This window comes from Pseudomonas sediminis (assembly GCF_039555755.1).
Lineage (GTDB): Bacteria > Pseudomonadota > Gammaproteobacteria > Pseudomonadales > Pseudomonadaceae > Aquipseudomonas > Aquipseudomonas mendocina_D.
Genome location: NZ_CP154631.1, coordinates 4,528,504 through 4,545,798 on the forward strand (window position 1 = coordinate 4,528,504; position 17,295 = coordinate 4,545,798).

The window sequence follows — 17,295 nt, forward strand, 5'->3', positions numbered from 1 at the left end:
AAGACGCCTCTGGTCAAGTGCCCGATCCGCCGCTAGAATTGCGCACTTTTTGATCAGAGGCGCCCACAAGGCGCCCGTTAGAGGTTAGCCCGCATGTCCACCGCCACCCCGAAAGTCGGCTTCGTCTCGCTCGGCTGCCCGAAAGCGACTGTCGACTCCGAACGCATCCTGACCCAACTGCGCATGGAAGGTTACGAGATCGTGCCGACCTACCAGGATGCCGACGTGGTGGTGGTCAACACCTGTGGCTTCATCGACAGCGCCAAGGCCGAGTCGCTAGACGCCATCGGCGAGGCGCTGGCCGAGAACGGCAAGGTAATTGTCACCGGTTGCATGGGCGTGGCCGAGGACAGCATCCGCGACGTGCACCCGAGCGTGCTGGCCGTCACCGGCCCGCAGCAATACGAGCAGGTGGTCAATGCCGTGCACGAAGTCATCCCGCCGAAGACCGAGCACAACCCGCTGATCGACCTGGTGCCGCCGCAGGGCATCAAGCTGACCCCGCGTCACTACGCTTATTTGAAGATTTCCGAAGGCTGCAACCACAACTGCAGCTTCTGCATCATCCCGTCGATGCGCGGTAAGCTGGTCAGCCGCCCGGTGGGCGATGTGCTCAGCGAAGCCGAGCGCCTGGTCAAGGCCGGCGTGAAAGAGCTGCTGGTGATCAGCCAGGACACCAGCGCCTACGGCGTCGACATGAAGTACAAGTTGGACTTCTGGAACGGCCAGCCGGTGAAGACGCGCATGCTCGAACTGTGCGAAGCGCTGTCGTCGATGGGGGTGTGGGTGCGCCTGCACTACGTCTACCCCTACCCCAACGTCGATGACGTGATCCCGCTGATGGCCGCCGGCAAGCTGTTGCCGTACCTGGACATCCCCTTCCAGCACGCCAGCCCGAAAGTGCTCAAGTCGATGAAGCGCCCAGCCTTCGAAGACAAAACTCTGGCGCGCATCAAGAAGTGGCGCGAGATCTGTCCCGAGCTGACCATCCGTTCCACCTTCATCGTCGGCTTCCCTGGCGAGACCGAGGAAGACTTCCAGTACCTGCTGGACTGGCTGACCGAAGCCCAGCTCGACCGCGTCGGCTGCTTCCAGTATTCCCCGGTCGAAGGCGCTCCCGCCAACGACATGGGCCTGGAAGTAGTACCTGACGACGTCAAGAAGGAGCGTTGGGAGCGCTTCATGGCCCATCAGCAGGCGATCAGCTCGGCGCGTCTGCAGGCCAAGATCGGCCTGGAGATGGACGTACTGGTCGACGAAGTGGATGGCGAAGGCGCCGTGGCGCGCTCCTGGGCCGACGCCCCGGAGATCGATGGCAGCGTGTTCATTGACTCCCCCAACGTCAAGCCGGGCGACAAGGTGCGTGTGCGCATCGTCGATGCCGACGAGTACGATATGTGGGGCGAGCTGGTCTGAGCCAGATCCCTGCATGACGGGCCCCGCAGCATGCGGGGCTTTTTCTTTCCGGCAGCGCAACGCCTTGTCGGTACAATGACCTTCTTTTTGTCGAGCGCCGTCATGAGCGAAGCCACCCGTCTGTCCAAGCGCGTCATCGAGCTGTTCGGTTGCTCGCGCCGTGAAGCCGATCTGTACATCACTGGCGGCTGGGTAACGGTGGACGGCCAGGTGGTCGAGGCACCGCAATTCAAAATCGAAGATCAGCGCATCGAGCTGCATCCGGATGCCACGCTTGAACCGGTAGAGCCCGTCACCTTGTTGGTGCATGGTGCGGCTGGCTGTAACGCCGCGCAGTTGCAACACCTGCTGGTGCGCGAACGACACTGGGAACAAGACCCACACGCCCAGCGCATCCTGCATGGCCACTTCCTGCGCCAGGAGCAGAGCCTGCCATTGCAGACCGGCGCCAGCGGCCTGATGGTGCTCAGTCAGGATTGGCGCACACAGCGCAAGCTGCGCGAGGATGCCGCCAAACTGGAGCAGGAATACCTGGTCGAGGTCGCCGGCGAGGCGCCCGCCAGCGCGCTGGAACGCTTGAAGAAAGGCTGGTTGTACAAGGGCACGCAATTCCCATCGTGCAAGGCCAGTTGGCAGAGCGAACAGCGCCTGCGCTTCGCCTTGAAGAATCCGGCTCCTGACCTGCTGCGGCAGATCTGCACGGCGCTGGGCCTGAAAGTGCTGAGCATGAAGCGCATCCGTATCGGCGGCGTACCCATGGCCAAGCTGCCTTCCGGGCAGTGGCGCTATCTGGGTGAGAAGGAACGTTTCTGAGGCCGTGTTAGGCTGTGTCCGTCACGCTCTGGAGACCACCCTCATGCGTACCCTGTTACTCACCGCCCTACTTGCCCTGAGCCTGCCCGCCCTGGCCGCGCCAGCACCCTTCTTCCTCTGGCAGAGCAAGGTCGACGGCCACCTGACCTGCGCCCAGGTCAGCCCTGGTGACGGCTGGATTCGTTTCACTGGCCCCTTCCGCGATGCCGGCTGCCGGGTAGCGCACGACGCGCCTGTGCGCAGCCGCTAAGAGGACGCCATGCAGCATCTGGTTTCGCCTGTCGGTATCGTGCGTTCCTGCTTCAAGGAAAAATTCGCCATCCCCCGTCAGCCGCAACTGGCGCCTGCCGCGCGCGGGGTACTGGAAATGCTGCCGCCCTTCGATCAGGGCGAAGCCGTGCAGGGCCTGGAGCAGGTCAGCCATGTCTGGCTGCTGTTTCTGTTTCACCAGGCGCTGGAGGACAAGCCACGGCTGAAGGTGCGCCCACCACGCCTGGGCGGTAATCAGTCGGTGGGCGTATTCAGTACCCGTGCAACCCATCGCCCCAATGGCATCGGCCAATCGGTGGTACGCCTGAACAAGGTCGAGCCGGGCCGGCTGTACCTGTCCGGCATCGATCTGCTCGACGGCACGCCCGTGCTGGACATCAAACCCTACGTACCCTACGCCGACTGCGTGAGCGATGCGCACAACGCCATGGCCGATGGCGCGCCAAGGCTGATCCCGGTGGAATGGCATGCCGATGCATTGCCGTCGGCGCGCCAGCATGCGCTGCGCCTGAACGAACCGCTGGTGGAGCTGATCGAGCAATGCCTGGCGCAAGACCCACGTCCGGCCTACCAACAGCCAGAGCCGGAACGCCGCTATGGCGCGCGCTTCTGGGATCTTGACGTGCACTGGCACTACCCCGAGCCGGGGCGCATCCGGGTGCTGGATGTGCAGATGGCGAGTCGCGGCTAAAGCCCCACCCACAAATGCGCGAGAGCCTCTGCATGAGCAAAGCCCACACAGGGCGCTGATTCCCTGGGAGGGCTTCAACCGCAACCAGACAAAACGCATGAAGCGTCATTTCGGCCGGCAATGATGCCTGCATTCCCCGCTGCCAGGCCCTAGGGTGAAGCCCTCACCATCTCGCGAGGCCTTTCCATGCATCCTTACTTCTCCCTTGCCGGGCGCACTGCCCTGGTCACTGGCGGCACCCGCGGTATTGGCCTGATGATCGCCAAGGCCTTCGTCGAAGCCGGCGCCCATGCCTATGTTTGTGCCCGTGACGGCGAAGCCTGCGCGCAAACCGCCGCTGAACTCTCGGCGCTGGGCCAGTGCACCGGCATCGCCGCCAACCTGGCCAGCGAGGAAGGCGTGCAGGCGCTGGCGCGCGAGCTAGGCGAACGTATCGAGCGCCTGGACATTCTGGTCAACAACGCCGGTACCACCTGGGGCGCGCCGCTGGAGAACTACCCGGCCAAGGGCTGGGAGAAGGTCATGCAGCTCAACGTCACCTCGGTGTTCGGCTGCATCCAGCAACTGCTGCCTCTGCTGCGCAGGGCCGGCTCGGCAGACTGCCCGGCGCGGGTGATCAATATTGGCTCGGTGGCCGGCATCAGCGCCATGGGTGAACAGGCCTACGCCTACGGGCCGAGCAAGGCCGCGCTGCATCAGCTGTCGCGCATGCTGGCCAAGGAACTGGTGGGCGATCACATCAACGTCAACGTGATCGCCCCGGGGCGCTTCCCGAGCAAGATGACCCGTTTCATCGCCGAGGATGAAGCGGCGCTGGCCGCCGATACCGCAGTGATCCCGATGAAGCGCTGGGGGCGTGAGGAAGAGATGGCCGCACTGGCGCTGAGCCTGGCCGGCAGCGCCGGTGCCTACATGACCGGCGCCATCATCCCCATCGACGGCGGTTTTCACCTGGGCTGAGGGGCAGCGCTGTAGGGCGTATTCGCTAAGCAGTACGCCGTCAGGACTTTTGCCACACCGAAGACGGCGGACTGTTCGCTGACGCTCCTGAGTCCGCCCTACGCCCGTCCGCAGCCGCGTACCGGCTCGCCCTAATCAGGTGCGGAACTGTCGCACCAACTCCCACAGCACTGTAGGACGCACTCGCTAAGCAGTACGCCGTCAGGACTTTTGCCGCGCCGAAGACGGCGGACTGTTCGCTGGCGCTCCTGAGTCCGCCCTACGCCCGTCCACAGCCGTGTATCGGTCCGCCAGCGTCAGGTGCGGAACTGTCGCACCATCCCCTGCAGTTCCACTCCCAGGCGAGCCAGCTCGGCGCTGGACGTAGCGGTCTGCTCGCTGGCAGTGGCGCTCTGCTCACCGATATCGCGCACGCGGGTGACGCTTTCGTTGATCGCCTCGGCCACCGCACTCTGCTCCTCGGCAGCGGCAGCGATCTGCTGGTTCATCTGCTCGATGGTGCTCACCGCCTGGGTGATACGACTCAGGGCATCGCCGGCTTCACCGGCCAGCTCGACAGTACGCCGGGTCAGATCGCGGCTGCTGTCCATCTGCTGCACCGCGCCTTTGGCCATGCGTTGCAGGCCGGCGATCAGGCTTTCGATCTCCTCGGTGCTCTCCTGAGCACGCTTGGCCAGCGCCCGCACCTCATCGGCGACCACGGCGAAACCACGGCCCTGCTCGCCGGCGCGCGCCGCTTCGATGGCCGCGTTGAGTGCCAGCAGATTGGTCTGCTCGGCGACGTTGCGAATCACCTCCAGCACACTGCCGATACGCGCGCTTTCCTGATTCAGGTCGGCGATGGCCTTGGCCGACTGTTCCACTTCGCTGGCCAGGCTGTCGATCTGATCCACCGCCTGCTGCACCACGCGATTGCCCTGCTGCGCCTCCAGGTCGGCATCGCGCGCGGCCAGTGAAGCCTGCTCGGCGTTCTGCGCCACTTCCTGCACGGTGGCGGCCATCTGGTGCATGGCGGTAGCGGTCTGTTCGGTTTCCAGTTTCTGCGTCTGCACCCCGGCGCTGGTTTGCGCGGTGATTGCAGACAGTTGCTCGGCAGCCGCAGCGATCTGCCCGACACCACCGCCAATACGGCCAACCAGATTGCGCAGGCTGACGGTCATGTCCTGCATGGCGGCAAGCAACTGGCCCACTTCGTCACCGCGGTCCTGCGGGATGTCCTGGCTGAGGTCACCGGCGGCGATACGCTGGGCGAAGGTCACGGTCTGGCGCAGCGGCGCGACGATCAGACGAGTAATCAGCAGCGAGGCACACAGGCCCAGCACCACGGCAGCCAAGCCCATGATGCCGAGCATCACCAGTGCGCGCTGAGTGTCGGCGAGCATCCGGGTCTCGGCGCCGGCCTGGGCCGACTCGGCCAGGTCGACGACCGAGCGTGCACGCTCGATCATGGCCTTCTCGGTGGCCTGGTTCTGCTCACGCAGCTGTTGGTAGTAGAGGAAGGAGCGCTGGTAGAGAGTCAACGCCTGCAGGGCAGTTTCGATGGAGGCTTTCTGATCATCGTTGAGCCAGACGGTCAGGCTGCGGGCAACGGTCTGCAAGTCTTCGCTGACGTACTCCCACTCTTCCAGCGCTTCGGGCGAGCCATCGATGATGTACAGGCTTTCCTGGCCGCGCAGGTCGAGCATGCGTTTGCTCAGGCCGGATGCGGTTTCCGCCAGGGTCAGGGGGTCGCTACCCCGCAGACGATCACCCTGCAGGCGCAGCTCACGCACGGCGTCATACATGTCCAGCTCGATCACCTCGAACTGGTCACGGGTTTCTCCAGCAGCAGTGCGCATGTCCTGGCGAGCCTCACGGGCCTTACCCTGCTGCTCGACATAGTTGTCGAACTGCTTCAGGTACTCGGCAGTGGCCTGCTGCATGGTCTGCACACGCGTGCTTTCGGTTGCATCCTTGCCCAGGTGCTCCAGCATACCCTGTACCTTGAGCAAGCTTTCGCGCACACGCTCTGCGCTCTCCTGGGTCTGTTCGATGGCGAAACTGCGTTCCAGACGACGCGCCTGGAGAATCTCCTGGTTTACCTGCGCCAACTGCCCAACCTGCTCATGCCCATGTAGTACCGCTTGAACCGCCAGATAGCCACTGACCGTCATGGCAGCGGTAAGCAACAGCACGAGGCCGAAACCGATAAAGAGTTTCTTGCCGACGGCAAGATTGGCGAAAAAGCGTGCGGCAGGCTTGAACATAACGGCGACTCCAGATTCTTCTTATACAGCCGCGCATCGTGGGCGCGACCTGGTCGACTGACTACGCAACTGCTGTGCCATGTCGAGTCCGGTTTATCGGCAAAGAGTGCCGCCGCTTGAGTGCTGGCAATTAGCCAACCCATGGTTATCAGCATAGCCAATGAAATGGCCAAGACAGGCAACTATCCGCTTATTGACGCCGAATAAATGGCGAAATACCGCCTGCTGAGGCGCCGTTTCTGGCTTATCGCAATAAAAAAGGCGCAGCTTCTGCCGAAGCTGCGCCTCTGGATTCGAGCCGCGATCAGCGCCCGGCAAGCGCCGGTACTACCCTCGGCCGCAGAACCTCCCCTGCCACAGCCAGCAGCCCGATGGCACCGGCAATCCAGTACCACTGCGCCACCGGGTCGAACATCAACCAGCCCAGCGCATGCAGAAACACCACCAGGATCAGCACAGGACTGACGTAGCGCACCATGAACAGCCACAGCGCATACCCCGCAGGCGGTAGATCCAGCTCGTCACGCATGATCTCGCCGCGCAGTGCGTAGCCTGCGAGTACGACCATGAAGATGCCACCCAGCGGCATCATCCAGCGCGAGGTGAGGTAATCCAGCCAGTCGAAGAAGTTCTTGCCCAGCGGCGTCCAGCCCGCCAGCAGGTTGAACGACAGCATTGCCAGCAGGCTGATCACCAGCAGCACCGCGCCGGCCCCGATGGCAGCGCGCAGGCGGCTGATGCCGTGCTTTTCGTTCAGGTAGGCCACGCTGGCCTCGATCATCGAAATCGCCGAGGTCAGTGCGGCGATCGATACCATGGCGAAGAACAAGACCCCGAACGCGGTGCCGAATGGCATCTGCTGGAAGGCCAGCGGCAGACTCATGAAGATCAGCCCCGGCCCGGCACTGGGGCTCATGCCGTTGGCGAAGATGATTGGGAAGATCGCCAGACCGGCCAGCAACGCCACGCAGGTATCGCAGAGTGCGACGATGAACGTGGTCCGCGCGATGGATTGACCTTCCGGGATGTAGGAGCCGTAGGTGAGAATGGCGCCCGAGGCCAGGCTCAGGGTGAAGAAGGCGTGCCCCAGTGCCGCCAACAGTGCCTCACCGGTGATCTTCGAGGCATCGAAGTGGAAGAGGAAGCCGAAGCCTGCACTGAAACTGCCACTGGTGAACGCATAGCCAACCAGCGCCACCAGCATCAGCGCCAAACCCGGCATCATCCAGCGTACGGCATTCTCGATGCCTTTCTGCACGCCCTTGGCGACGATCCACAACGTCAGCAGCGCCACCAATACACTCCAGCCACCGAGTTGCCAGGGATTGGCATTGTGCGCTTCGAACACCCCGCCCAATGCTTCGACGCTGGTGGCCGCCAGCGAACCGTCGAGCATTTTCCACGTATAGGCGAAGGCCCAGCCAGCAACGACCACGTAGAAGCACAGAATCATGAAGCCGGCGAGCATGGCCATACCGCCAACCGCCTTCCACAGCGGGTTACCACCGTTCTCGCGGACCACGCGGCCGATGGCGTCGATGGGGCTGCCACGGCCACGGCGGCCGATGGCGATCTCAGTCATCATCACCGGAATGCCGATGGCCAGGATGCACGCCAGGTACATCAGCACGAAGGCGCCGCCGCCGTACTCGCCAGTGATGTAAGGGAATTTCCAGATATTGCCCAGGCCGACGGCCGAGCCGGTTGCAGCGAGGATGAAACCCCAGCGCGAGAGCCAGAGGTTCTTCGGTTTTTCACGGGTCATGCGTCACCTGTTTGTTCTTATCTGTGACGGAATCGGACCCGCCGCGCTTATGGCGCAGCGGAATGCAAGGCTTGGGTGGAAGCCAAAGGTGTCAATGAGCGTCGGCTTGTGCCTCCGGCAAGGCCAGTTGGAAGGCCTCCAGGGGTTCACAGCGCGCCGCCATGGCGACAATGCGTGGGTACGCGGCAAGGTCACAGTTAAAACGCCGCGCATTATACAGCTGCGGAATCAGGCAGGCTTCCAGATATCCAGGCCGGTCGCCGAGCGACAGGCGACCGTCGAATGCAGCCAGGCCCTCCTCCACGGCGGTCAGACCGAGCGCGACCCAGTGCCGGTACCAGGCGTTCTTCGCCTCGTCGCCGGCACCCAGTTCGCTGGACAGGTACTGCAGCACGCGCAGGTTGTTCAGCGGGTGCACGTCGCAGGCAAGGTGCAGCGCCAGCGCACGCACCTGCGCACGCTCGGCCGGATCAGCCGGCAGCAGCGCCGGCACCGGGAAGATTTCTTCGAGGTACTCAATGATCGCCAGCGACTGGGCAATGCGCACGCCGCCGTCTTCTTCATCCACCAGTAGCGGCAACAGGCCCTGCGGGTTCAGCGCGCGATAGTCGGCGCCGTGCTGCTGGCCGCCGTCCTTGACCAGGTGCACTGGCACCTGCTGGTAAGCCAGGCCCTTCAGGTTGAGGGCGATACGCACACGGTAGGCAGCGCTGGAGCGCCAGTAGCCGTAGAGTTTCAACATTGCGGATTCCTTTCGAAACGCGGTAGGAGCGGCTTCAGCCGCGATCAGCTGACAACATCGCGGCTAAAGCCGCTCCTACGAATCAGCGGGCGTCGTAGTGCTCCACCACCTGATCGATGGCGCCGAAGATGCTCTGCCCGGCAACGTCGAACATCTCGATGCGCACCCGATCACCGAACTTGAGGAACGGCGTCTTCGCCTCGCCCTGCTCGACGATTTCCAGCATGCGCTTTTCCGCCAGGCAGGAAGAGCCCGCGCTGCGCTCGTAGTTCGACACGGTGCCCGAGCCGATGATGGTGCCCGCGCCCAGCGGTCGGGTCTTGGCTGCGTGAGCCACCAGAGTCGGGAAGTTGAAGGTCATGTCCACACCGGCGTTCGGCTGGCCGAACAGCGCGCCGTTGATATGCGACACCAGCGGCCGATGCACCTTGCCGTCCTTCCAGCTCTCGCCCAGTTCGTCCGGGGTGATGGCAATCGGCGAGAAGCTCGATGACGGCTTGCTCTGGTAGAAACCAAAGCCCTTGGCCAGCTCGCCGGGGATCAGGTTGCGCAGCGAGACATCGTTGACCAGCATCAGCAGACGGATATGGCCGCCCGCTTCGGCCGGTGTGGCGCCCATCGGCACGTCGTCGGTGATCACCGCCAGCTCGGCCTCCAGGTCGATGCCCCAGGCCTCATCGGCCAGGCTGATCGGACTGTGCGGCGGGACGAAGGCATCGGCGCCGCCCTGGTACATCAGTGGATCATGCCAGAAGGATTCAGGCATCTCGGCGCCGCGCGCCTTACGCACCAGCTCCACGTGATTGACGTAAGCGCTACCGTCGGCCCAGTGGTAGGCGCGTGGCAAGGGGCTGTGGCAGGCGGCCTGATCGAAGGCGAAGGCGCCCTCTTCCAAGCCGTCGTTGAGGCGCTGATAGACCGCTTCGAGCTTGGGCCGGGCCACAGCCCAGTCGTCCAGCGCAGCCTGCAGGGTGAAAGCGATCTGCGGCACAACAACGGCACGGGTGAGGTCGCGGGAAACGACGATCAGCACGCCATCGCGGCCTTGGTTCAGTGATGCGAGTTTCATCGGTAATCCTTCGAAATCTGAGGTAGGAGCGAACCCTGACCGAACAAAAAGCTTCGCGAGCAGAGCTCGCTCCCACAGCTTCGTTTAATCCTACAAACCCGGCGCACGCCAGGAATTGACGTACTCGGCCACGTCCACCGCAGCAGCGGCATCGCTCACTTCCAGGGCGCGGCGAGTGTCGATCATCACCGCCACCTCATCGATAAAGGTGGCCGGATCTTCCTGGCTCTTCTTCAGCGCCTTGGGGTGCGGCCCATGGGGGAAGCCGCACGGGTGCAGGGTGACCATGCCCTGCTCGATGTTGTCGCGGCTGAAGAAGTTGCCACGGTGGTAGAACAGCACTTCGTCGTAGTCATCGTTGTTGTGGAAGAACGGCACCTTGAGCGCGCCGGGGTCGGACTCCACCGGGCGCGGGGTAAAGGTGCAGATCACGAAGCCATTGGCGACGAAGGTGGTGTGCACCGACGGCGGCAGGTGGTAGCGATGGCTGACCAGCGGACGGATGTCGCGCCAGTTCAGGCGCACCACGGTGTTGTCGCCGTGCCAGCCGACCACGTCCAGCGGGTTGTAGGGGTAGGTCACGGTGCTGATCTGGCCGCGCCGCTTGATGCGGATCTGCCAGGTATTCTCGTCCTGCTGCGCCTTGAAGGCATCGTCGATATGCGGGTGCTCCAGCACCGCCAGGTCGAAGATCGCCTGCGGGCCGAGCAGGCCCTTGTCCGGCAACTGATACGCACCGTCGGTGTTCTCGATCAGCAGGAAGTAGCTCGGTGTGCTGGCTTCGATGCGCCAGGCAGTGCCGCGGGGTATCAGCAGGTAGTCGCCGTCGCGGTACTCCAGATGACCGAAATCGCAGTAGAAATGCCCGCTGCCTTCATGCACGAACAGCAGCTCGTCGCCATCGGCATTGCGCACCAGATGGCGCATGGCGCCGTGAGTGCGCCATACGCGCAGCTTGACGTCGGCGTTGTGCAGGGTCAGCGGCGCCGCCAGCGGGCAGTCGCGCTCGCTGGGAATGTCGTTGAAGTTGAAGGCATGCGGGCGCAGCGGGCCTTCCCAGTCGATCCAGCCGGTGGGCGGATGCTTGTGGTGCAGGTGCGCGGCGGGGCCGAAGAAGCCCTCACGGCCCATCTCGCGCTCGTAGGTGCCCTGCGGCAGGTCGCAGTGCGCCTGACGCGAGCACTCGCCTTCGCGCAGGGGAAAGCGGATCCATTGACGGCTCATGGCATCACTCCTCGGCGATCACACCGCGACGCAGCTGGTCTTCCTCGATGGATTCGAACAGCGCCTTGAAGTTGCCCTCGCCGAAGCCCTGATTGCCCTTGCGCTGGATGATCTCGAAGAAGATCGGGCCGATCACCGTGTTGGTGAAGATCTGCAGCAGGATGCCGTCATCCCCCGGCGCACCATCGATCAGGATGTTCAGCTCGCGCAATACGTCGGTCGGCTCGCCATGGCCGGCGACGCGGGTATCGACCTTCTCGTAGTAGGTGTCCGGGGTGGTCATGAAGTCGACGCCATTGGCGCGTAGTTGGCGCACGGTGGCGTAGATGTCGTCGGTGCTCAGGGCGATGTGCTGGATGCCTTCGCCGTGGTATTCGCGGATGAATTCCTCTATCTGCGACTTGTCATCGGCCGACTCGTTGATCGGGATGCGGATCTTGCCGCAGGGCGCGGTCATGGCCCGGGAGAACAGACCGGTGAGCTTGCCTTCGATATCGAAGTAGCGGATCTCGCGAAAATTGGCGATGCGCTCGTAGAAGCCGGACCAGACGTCCATCTGCCCACGGCGCACGTTGTGGGTCAGGTGGTCGATGCACTGCAGACCGACGGAGTTGTCATTAGCGCTGCGGCCTGCGATGTACTCGAAGTCGACGTCGTAAATGCTCTTGTCGCCATAGCGGTCGACCAGATACAGCAGCGAGCCGCCGATGCCCTCGACGCAGGGAATGTTCAGCTCGCCAAAGTTGGCATGGCTGCCCACCAGCGTGGCGCCCTGCTGCTCGACGTAGGCAGCTGCCTGGGCCGCATTCTTGACCCGAAAGGCCATGGCGCAGGCACTGGGCCCATGCTTCTCGCCGAAGGCGCGCACATGCCCGGTGGGGCTGCCGTTGAGCACGATGTTGATGTCGTTCTGCTGGAACAGCCACACCTCTTTGGAGCGGTGCTTGGCGGTTTCGGTGAAGCCCATGGCGGTGAACAACTGGCGCAGTTGCTCGATACCTTCGGCACTCGGTGCGGTGAATTCGACGAACTCGAAACCGTCGGTCCCGATGGGGTTGTGCTGCTCGATCTTGGCCACGGCGGTCATCTCGCCTCCTGATTGTCATTGTTATGGCAGCCGCACGAATGCGTTGCGGACAACCTCATGACAACCGAGCGCAGACGCGCTCTCAAGATGGCTTGCGACACTTAGACACGTTAGCCGCGCTCAGCAGTGGCAAATTTTCCTTACGCCTTTCAGGCAAGGCACGCGAAGCCCTGACAACCGTAAAATAATCCTTACACGACGGTCAGCCGGCTTGCCACTATCACTCAGCTTGGGCGCGAGAATGTGTAGGCCCGTTCCACCTTGGCCACGCGAGTGGTGAAGGCGGCGTACCAGTCGGTGCGTCCCTGCTCGCGAACGGCGCTGTGCTCGGCATGCTCGCGCCAGCCGCGAATGGCCTCCTCACTCTGCCAGTAGGACAAGGTGATGCCCAGGCCGTCGCTGCGCGCCGACTCCACGCCGAGAAAGCCGGGCTGTTGTGCGGCCAACGCCAGCATGCGCTGTGCCGCCTCGGCATAACCGGTGTCCACGTCGGTACGCTCCGAGGTAAACATCACCACGTAATAGGGTGGCTCCGGCGTGGCCGCGATCACGCGACCGCTTCCTGCTGCGCCTCATGCACCGACTGCACCGCACAGGCGCCGACCAGGCCAGCGACCAGCGGCGGCAGGCGCCCTTGCAGTGCAGCGCGTTCGGGCTGGAACAGGGTGGCGATGAAGAACGGATGATCTTCCAGCTCGATGGCGCGCACGGCACCCGCCTCGTCATGCCCGGAAGCCTTCAGCGCCTGCGCCATCAGCGGCTCGACGAAGGCATCGGAAAGGCCGTAGCGACACAGGTACTGCTCGCTGATCTCGCGTACACCGTAGAGCTCGGCGATACGCGAACCGGAAACCAGGTGCACATGCTCGCTGACATCCAGCAAGGCGCAGCTCAGCGGCGCGATCAGAGGGTTCTGCGCTTGCGACGACAGCTCGGCGTGTTCGGCATCCTGCCACCCCAGCTGATTGCGTGCGTATTCCAGCAGCGCGTGCTGGAAGCCACCGCAGGTGCCGAGAAATGGCACGCCCTGCTCGCGGGCGAAACGGATCGCGCGCAGCGCACCCTCGGTAGCAGCATACGGGCTGCCCGGCACGCACCAGATGCCGTCATAGGCCTGCAAGGTTGCGTCATCGAGAATGCGCTCAGTGGCCAGCCAGTCATATTCGACCGCCACTCCCAGCGCGTCACCAACCAGGCGTAGCGCCTCTGGAATGGCACGGTGCGCGGTAACTGCCGCACTGTAATCACCTACCAGGGCGACCTTGACTCGACACTTGCTGTACATACGCCTATCCCCTCTTGCATGACCGTCTCCCTGCCACTATAAGATGGCGCTCGCGCAATAATAATTGGCGAATAGACAAGCAGAGATTGCAGCCATGCAATATCAGATCGACCATACCGACCTCTCTCTGGTGCTCGCCCTGGTGCGTGGTCGCTCCCTGGCGCGGGCGGCAGAATTGATGCAGGTCGACGTGTCCACAGTGTTCCGTGCCGTGCGCCGTCTGGAAGCCGCCCTGGGGGTGGCGCTGTTCGAGAAGAGTCGACGCGGCTATGAGCCCAGCGAAACCGCTCGGGCCCTGGCCGAGCAGGCCGAGCGCGCCGAACAGGCACTGGATGCCGCCCGTGTGGCGCTGGAGCTGGGCAAGCAGGTGGTCAGCGGCACGGTACGCCTGACTTGCACCGATGCTGTATTGAGCAGCCTGCTGCTACCGGCAATGGCGCGTTTCATGCCCAATTACCCGGCCCTGGCGCTGGAGTTGGTGACCTCCAACGACTTCGCCAACCTCAGCCGCCGCGACGCCGACCTGGCCCTGCGCCTGACCAACCAGCCGCCGGAGCATCTGGTCGGCCGCCGTCTGGCCAAGGTGTCCTACGTGGTTTGCGCACGCGACGATGGCCAGGATCGCAGCGACCTGGCGCGACAGAGCTGGATCGCCCCGGACGAGTCGATGCCGGATCACGCCACGGTGCTCTGGCGTCTGCGCGAATTGCCGAGCGTCACTCCCAACTATCGCTGCAGCAGCATGTATGCCGTGGCGCAACTGGCACGCGCCGGATTGGGCGTCGCCGCCCTGCCCGACTTCATCCTGCGCAGCCAGCCGGACCTACGTGCTCTGAGCGCCCCCTTGCCCGGCTGCGACACCGAACTCTGGCTGCTGACCCGCCCCGACTGTCGCGCCCTGCGCTCGGTGCAGACCCTGTTCGAGGAATTGAGCGAAGCCTTGATGAGCAGCGATTGAGATAAAGCGTCGCCGCTGAAGCGCTTCCCACAGAACGGGGGGCAGCCTGTCAGTGCAGCAGCGAAACCTTGTGGGAGGGGCTTTAGCCGCGACAGCCCAGGAAGCTGAGCCCGGATGCAATCCGGGAACATTGGTTGCGCAAAAGAGCATCGCGGCTGAAGCCGCTCCTACCTATCCCATAAAGGCGGCTTCTGATTCGTAGGGCGGGTGCAACCCGCCACCCTTTTATGGCGGGTTGCACCCGCCCTACACATTACATATGCCCAACTGCCTCGTAGGAGCGGCTGGGCGGCGTTACGCTTCAGCAGCGAAGAATTTCCCGAAAATCCTGATCGCTGCGGTGCGCACGGCGCACCACGACTCAGCCTTGCTGCAAATGCCCGTAAAGCTTGGCGTACAGGCCACCTTCTGCGATCAGTTGCTGGTGGTCACCATCCTCGGCCACGCTGCCGCCGTCGAACACCAGTACCCGATCGGCCTGCTTCACCGCGCTCAGGCGGTGGGCGATGATCAGCGTGGTGCGGCCTTCAAGGAACTGCGCCAGCGCTTCGTGCAAGGCGTACTCAGTGGCGGCATCCAGTGCCGAAGTGGCTTCGTCGAGGATCACCACCTTGGGCTCGGCCAGCACCATACGGGCAATGGCCAGGCGCTGGCGCTGGCCGCCGGACAAACGCACACCGCTACGCCCGACCACGCTGTCCAGCCCTTGCGGCAGTTGCGCAATGGTGTCGTGCAGCTGGGCGATGCGCAGCGCCTGCCAGCAGGCCTCATCGCTGCGCTCGCGGCCCATGGTCAGGTTGGCGCGCACCGTGTCGTTGAACAGTGCCGGGTGCTGCAACACTACCGCGACGTTGTCACGCACACAGTCCAGGCCGATCTCCTCCAGCGCGCTGCCACCGAAGCGAATGCTCCCGGCCTGCGGCGTGTACAGGCCCAGCAGCAACTGCACCAGAGTGCTCTTGCCTCCGCCCGAGGCGCCAACGATGGCCACCTTCTCGCCCGGGCCGATGGACAGATCGAGCCGATCCAGCACCGGCTCGTCGCCATAGCCGAAGGTCAATCCGCGCACCTCGATACCGACCGTGTCGCGCCCCTTGAAAGGGTCGACGCGCCCTTCGTACTGCGGCTCGTCCTTGCGTGCCAGCAGCTCGTTGATCCGCGTCAGCGCGCCACCGGCAGCGTAGAAGGCGTACTGCAGGCTGAGCAGTTGCTCCACCGGGCCGATCATGAACCACAGGTAGCTGAACACCGCGAGCATCTGGCCGATGGACAGGTCGGAGAACAGCACAGTGAGCATCGCCGCCGCGCGGAACACGTCGATACCGAACTGGAACAGCAGGCCGCTGGCACGGTTCGACGCGTCGCTCTTCCATTGCGAGGCCACGGCATAGTCACGCACCTCGCGCGCCCGCCCGCCGAGGCGGCCGAGGAAGTAGCCCTGGCGGTTGCCGGCGCGCACTTCCTGAATCGCTTCCAGAGTCTCGGTCAGCGCCTGGGTGAAACGCGAGGTGCTGTCGTTCTCCAGCTTCTTCAGGTGCTTGACCTTCTTGCCCAGCAGCACGGTGGCGTAGATCACCAGCGGGTTGAACAGCAGAATCAGCAAAGCCAGCTGCCAGTGCATCCAGATCAGGATGGCCGAGGTGCCAACCAGGGTCAGGATCGCCACCAGAAAGCGGCTCAGGGTCTCGCCGACGAACTTGTCCAGGGTATCCAGATCGGTGACCAGGTGGGTGGTCACGGTGCCGCCGCCGAGGCTCTCGTACTCGCCGAGTGAGATGCGTTTGAGCCGCTCGATCAGGCGCATGCGGATGCGGTAGACGATGTCCTTCGACAACCTGGCGAACAGGCGCGCCTGCAAGACGTTGAAGATCAGCGCCGAGCCTCGCAGCAGCAGGGTCAGCACCAGCATCAGGCCGATATAGCCGGCTGCCGTTTCCCACTCGGTCGGGAGGAAGTTGTCCATCACCTTGAGCGCGGCATCACCGTCATGCAGCAGCACTTCGTCCACCAGCAGCGGCAATAGCAACGGAATCGGTACGCTGCACAGGGTCGCCAGCACGGCGACCAGGTTGGCCAGGATCAGCGCTTTCTTGTGATGCAGGGCCAGGCGACGGATTTCTGCCCAGCTCAACCGATCAGGCATTGACAGCGCGCTCCAGCCAGCGCCCCAGCAGCGGCGATAACACCTCGAGCGGCTGATAGCCGTTGGTCAGCAGCGCCAGTTGGCCATCACGCTCGGCCAGCAGCGTCGGGAAGCCGGCGATGCCCAGGTCCTGCACCCAGGTGAAATCGGCGGCGGTCGCGTCCTCCATGGCCCGGCTGTCGAAGGCCTCGGCAAACTCGATGCGCGGGATGCCCGCCTGCTCGGCCAGTTGCACCAACACGCTGGCCTGGGTGACGTCGGCCCCTTCGGTGTAGAAGGCTTGCTGAATCAGCTTGAGCAGTGTCCAGGCGCTCTGCGCATCGAGATTACGTGCAGTGACCAACGCGCGGCAGGCAGGTTCGGTGTCATACACCATCCCTTCCGGCAGGCCGCGCTCGAAGTCGAACAGTTGTCCGGTGTTGGCATTAACCGCCTGCCAGTAGCCCAGGTAACGCACCCGTGCGGCGGCATCGACAGCCACCTGATCACGGCGCAAGCCGCCTACAACGATCTGCAGCGGCACATCGGCAGCGGCCGCCTGCTCGACGAGGATTTCGATTACTGGTGCAAAACCCCAGCACCAGGAGCACATCGGATCCATCACGTAGAGCAGGCGGCTAGCCATG

Annotated in this window: 16 protein-coding genes and 1 pseudogene; 6 read left to right on the plus strand and 11 right to left on the minus strand. The window is 63.8% G+C overall.

The window, feature by feature from the left end:
• Positions 1-93: 93 nt before the first annotated feature.
• From rimO to AAEQ75_RS21435, 5 genes are all read left to right on the plus strand, one after another.
• The gene (gene rimO, locus AAEQ75_RS21415) at positions 94-1,416 is read left to right on the plus strand and encodes a 30S ribosomal protein S12 methylthiotransferase RimO (protein WP_343350416.1); all 1,323 of its coding nucleotides are present in this window, start codon (positions 94-96) and stop codon (positions 1,414-1,416) included.
• 102 nt (positions 1,417-1,518) lie between these two features.
• Positions 1,519-2,229, plus strand: a complete 711-nt coding sequence (locus AAEQ75_RS21420; RefSeq protein WP_343350417.1) for an rRNA pseudouridine synthase — start codon at positions 1,519-1,521, stop codon at positions 2,227-2,229.
• Positions 2,230-2,272: 43 nt separating this feature from the next.
• Complete coding sequence (locus AAEQ75_RS21425; protein WP_099525251.1) at positions 2,273-2,479, plus strand: hypothetical protein; 207 nt, start codon at positions 2,273-2,275, stop codon at positions 2,477-2,479.
• Positions 2,480-2,488: 9 nt separating this feature from the next.
• The gene (gene tsaA / locus AAEQ75_RS21430; RefSeq protein ID WP_343350418.1) at positions 2,489-3,190 is read left to right on the plus strand and encodes a tRNA (N6-threonylcarbamoyladenosine(37)-N6)-methyltransferase TrmO; all 702 of its coding nucleotides are present in this window, start codon (positions 2,489-2,491) and stop codon (positions 3,188-3,190) included.
• A gap of 186 nt (positions 3,191-3,376) precedes the next feature.
• Positions 3,377-4,150: an SDR family oxidoreductase gene (locus AAEQ75_RS21435; RefSeq protein WP_256834525.1), complete on the plus strand. Its 774-nt coding sequence runs from the start codon at positions 3,377-3,379 to the stop codon at positions 4,148-4,150.
• A gap of 296 nt (positions 4,151-4,446) precedes the next feature.
• On the opposite strand, the gene AAEQ75_RS22090 is transcribed toward AAEQ75_RS21435, so the two are convergent.
• The 9 genes and pseudogenes from AAEQ75_RS22090 to AAEQ75_RS21475 form a co-directional block, all read right to left on the minus strand.
• Positions 4,447-5,319, minus strand: a complete 873-nt coding sequence (locus tag AAEQ75_RS22090) for a methyl-accepting chemotaxis protein (RefSeq protein WP_372857949.1) — start codon at positions 5,317-5,319, stop codon at positions 4,447-4,449.
• A 33-nt stretch (positions 5,320-5,352) separates the two neighbouring features.
• A pseudogene (locus AAEQ75_RS22095) lies at positions 5,353-6,396 on the minus strand (methyl-accepting chemotaxis protein); the annotation flags it as partial.
• 304 nt (positions 6,397-6,700) lie between these two features.
• A complete protein-coding gene (locus tag AAEQ75_RS21445) occupies positions 6,701-8,161 on the minus strand; it encodes a sodium-dependent transporter (RefSeq protein ID WP_343350419.1) in 1,461 nt (486 codons plus the stop codon).
• A gap of 91 nt (positions 8,162-8,252) precedes the next feature.
• Positions 8,253-8,903, minus strand: a complete 651-nt coding sequence (gene maiA, locus AAEQ75_RS21450) for a maleylacetoacetate isomerase (RefSeq protein WP_343350420.1) — start codon at positions 8,901-8,903, stop codon at positions 8,253-8,255.
• Between the two features lie 82 nt (positions 8,904-8,985).
• Positions 8,986-9,972: a fumarylacetoacetate hydrolase family protein gene (locus AAEQ75_RS21455; protein WP_343350421.1), complete on the minus strand. Its 987-nt coding sequence runs from the start codon at positions 9,970-9,972 to the stop codon at positions 8,986-8,988.
• Positions 9,973-10,062: 90 nt separating this feature from the next.
• Entirely contained in the window at positions 10,063-11,196 is a 1,134-nt protein-coding gene (locus tag AAEQ75_RS21460; RefSeq protein ID WP_343350422.1) for a homogentisate 1,2-dioxygenase, read from the minus strand.
• A 4-nt stretch (positions 11,197-11,200) separates the two neighbouring features.
• The gene (gene hppD / locus AAEQ75_RS21465) at positions 11,201-12,283 is read right to left on the minus strand and encodes a 4-hydroxyphenylpyruvate dioxygenase (protein ID WP_343350423.1); all 1,083 of its coding nucleotides are present in this window, start codon (positions 12,281-12,283) and stop codon (positions 11,201-11,203) included.
• 224 nt (positions 12,284-12,507) lie between these two features.
• A complete protein-coding gene (locus tag AAEQ75_RS21470; protein WP_125834650.1) occupies positions 12,508-12,834 on the minus strand; it encodes an antibiotic biosynthesis monooxygenase family protein in 327 nt (108 codons plus the stop codon).
• Positions 12,831-13,568: a CTP synthase C-terminal region-related (seleno)protein gene (locus AAEQ75_RS21475; protein ID WP_343350424.1), complete on the minus strand. Its 738-nt coding sequence runs from the start codon at positions 13,566-13,568 to the stop codon at positions 12,831-12,833. The genes AAEQ75_RS21470 and AAEQ75_RS21475 overlap by 4 nt, the downstream gene beginning before the upstream one ends.
• A 94-nt stretch (positions 13,569-13,662) precedes the next feature.
• On the opposite strand from AAEQ75_RS21475, the gene AAEQ75_RS21480 reads away from it, so the two are divergent.
• Positions 13,663-14,526, plus strand: a complete 864-nt coding sequence (locus AAEQ75_RS21480) for a LysR family transcriptional regulator (protein WP_343350425.1) — start codon at positions 13,663-13,665, stop codon at positions 14,524-14,526.
• Between the two features lie 361 nt (positions 14,527-14,887).
• Here AAEQ75_RS21480 and AAEQ75_RS21485 read toward each other — a convergent pair whose 3' ends face one another.
• Together AAEQ75_RS21485 and AAEQ75_RS21490 are read right to left on the minus strand one after the other, a co-directional pair.
• Entirely contained in the window at positions 14,888-16,669 is a 1,782-nt protein-coding gene (locus AAEQ75_RS21485; protein ID WP_343350426.1) for an ABC transporter ATP-binding protein, read from the minus strand.
• Entirely contained in the window at positions 16,662-17,294 is a 633-nt protein-coding gene (locus AAEQ75_RS21490; RefSeq protein ID WP_343350427.1) for a DsbA family protein, read from the minus strand. The genes AAEQ75_RS21485 and AAEQ75_RS21490 overlap by 8 nt, the downstream gene beginning before the upstream one ends.
• Position 17,295 lies beyond the last annotated feature (1 nt).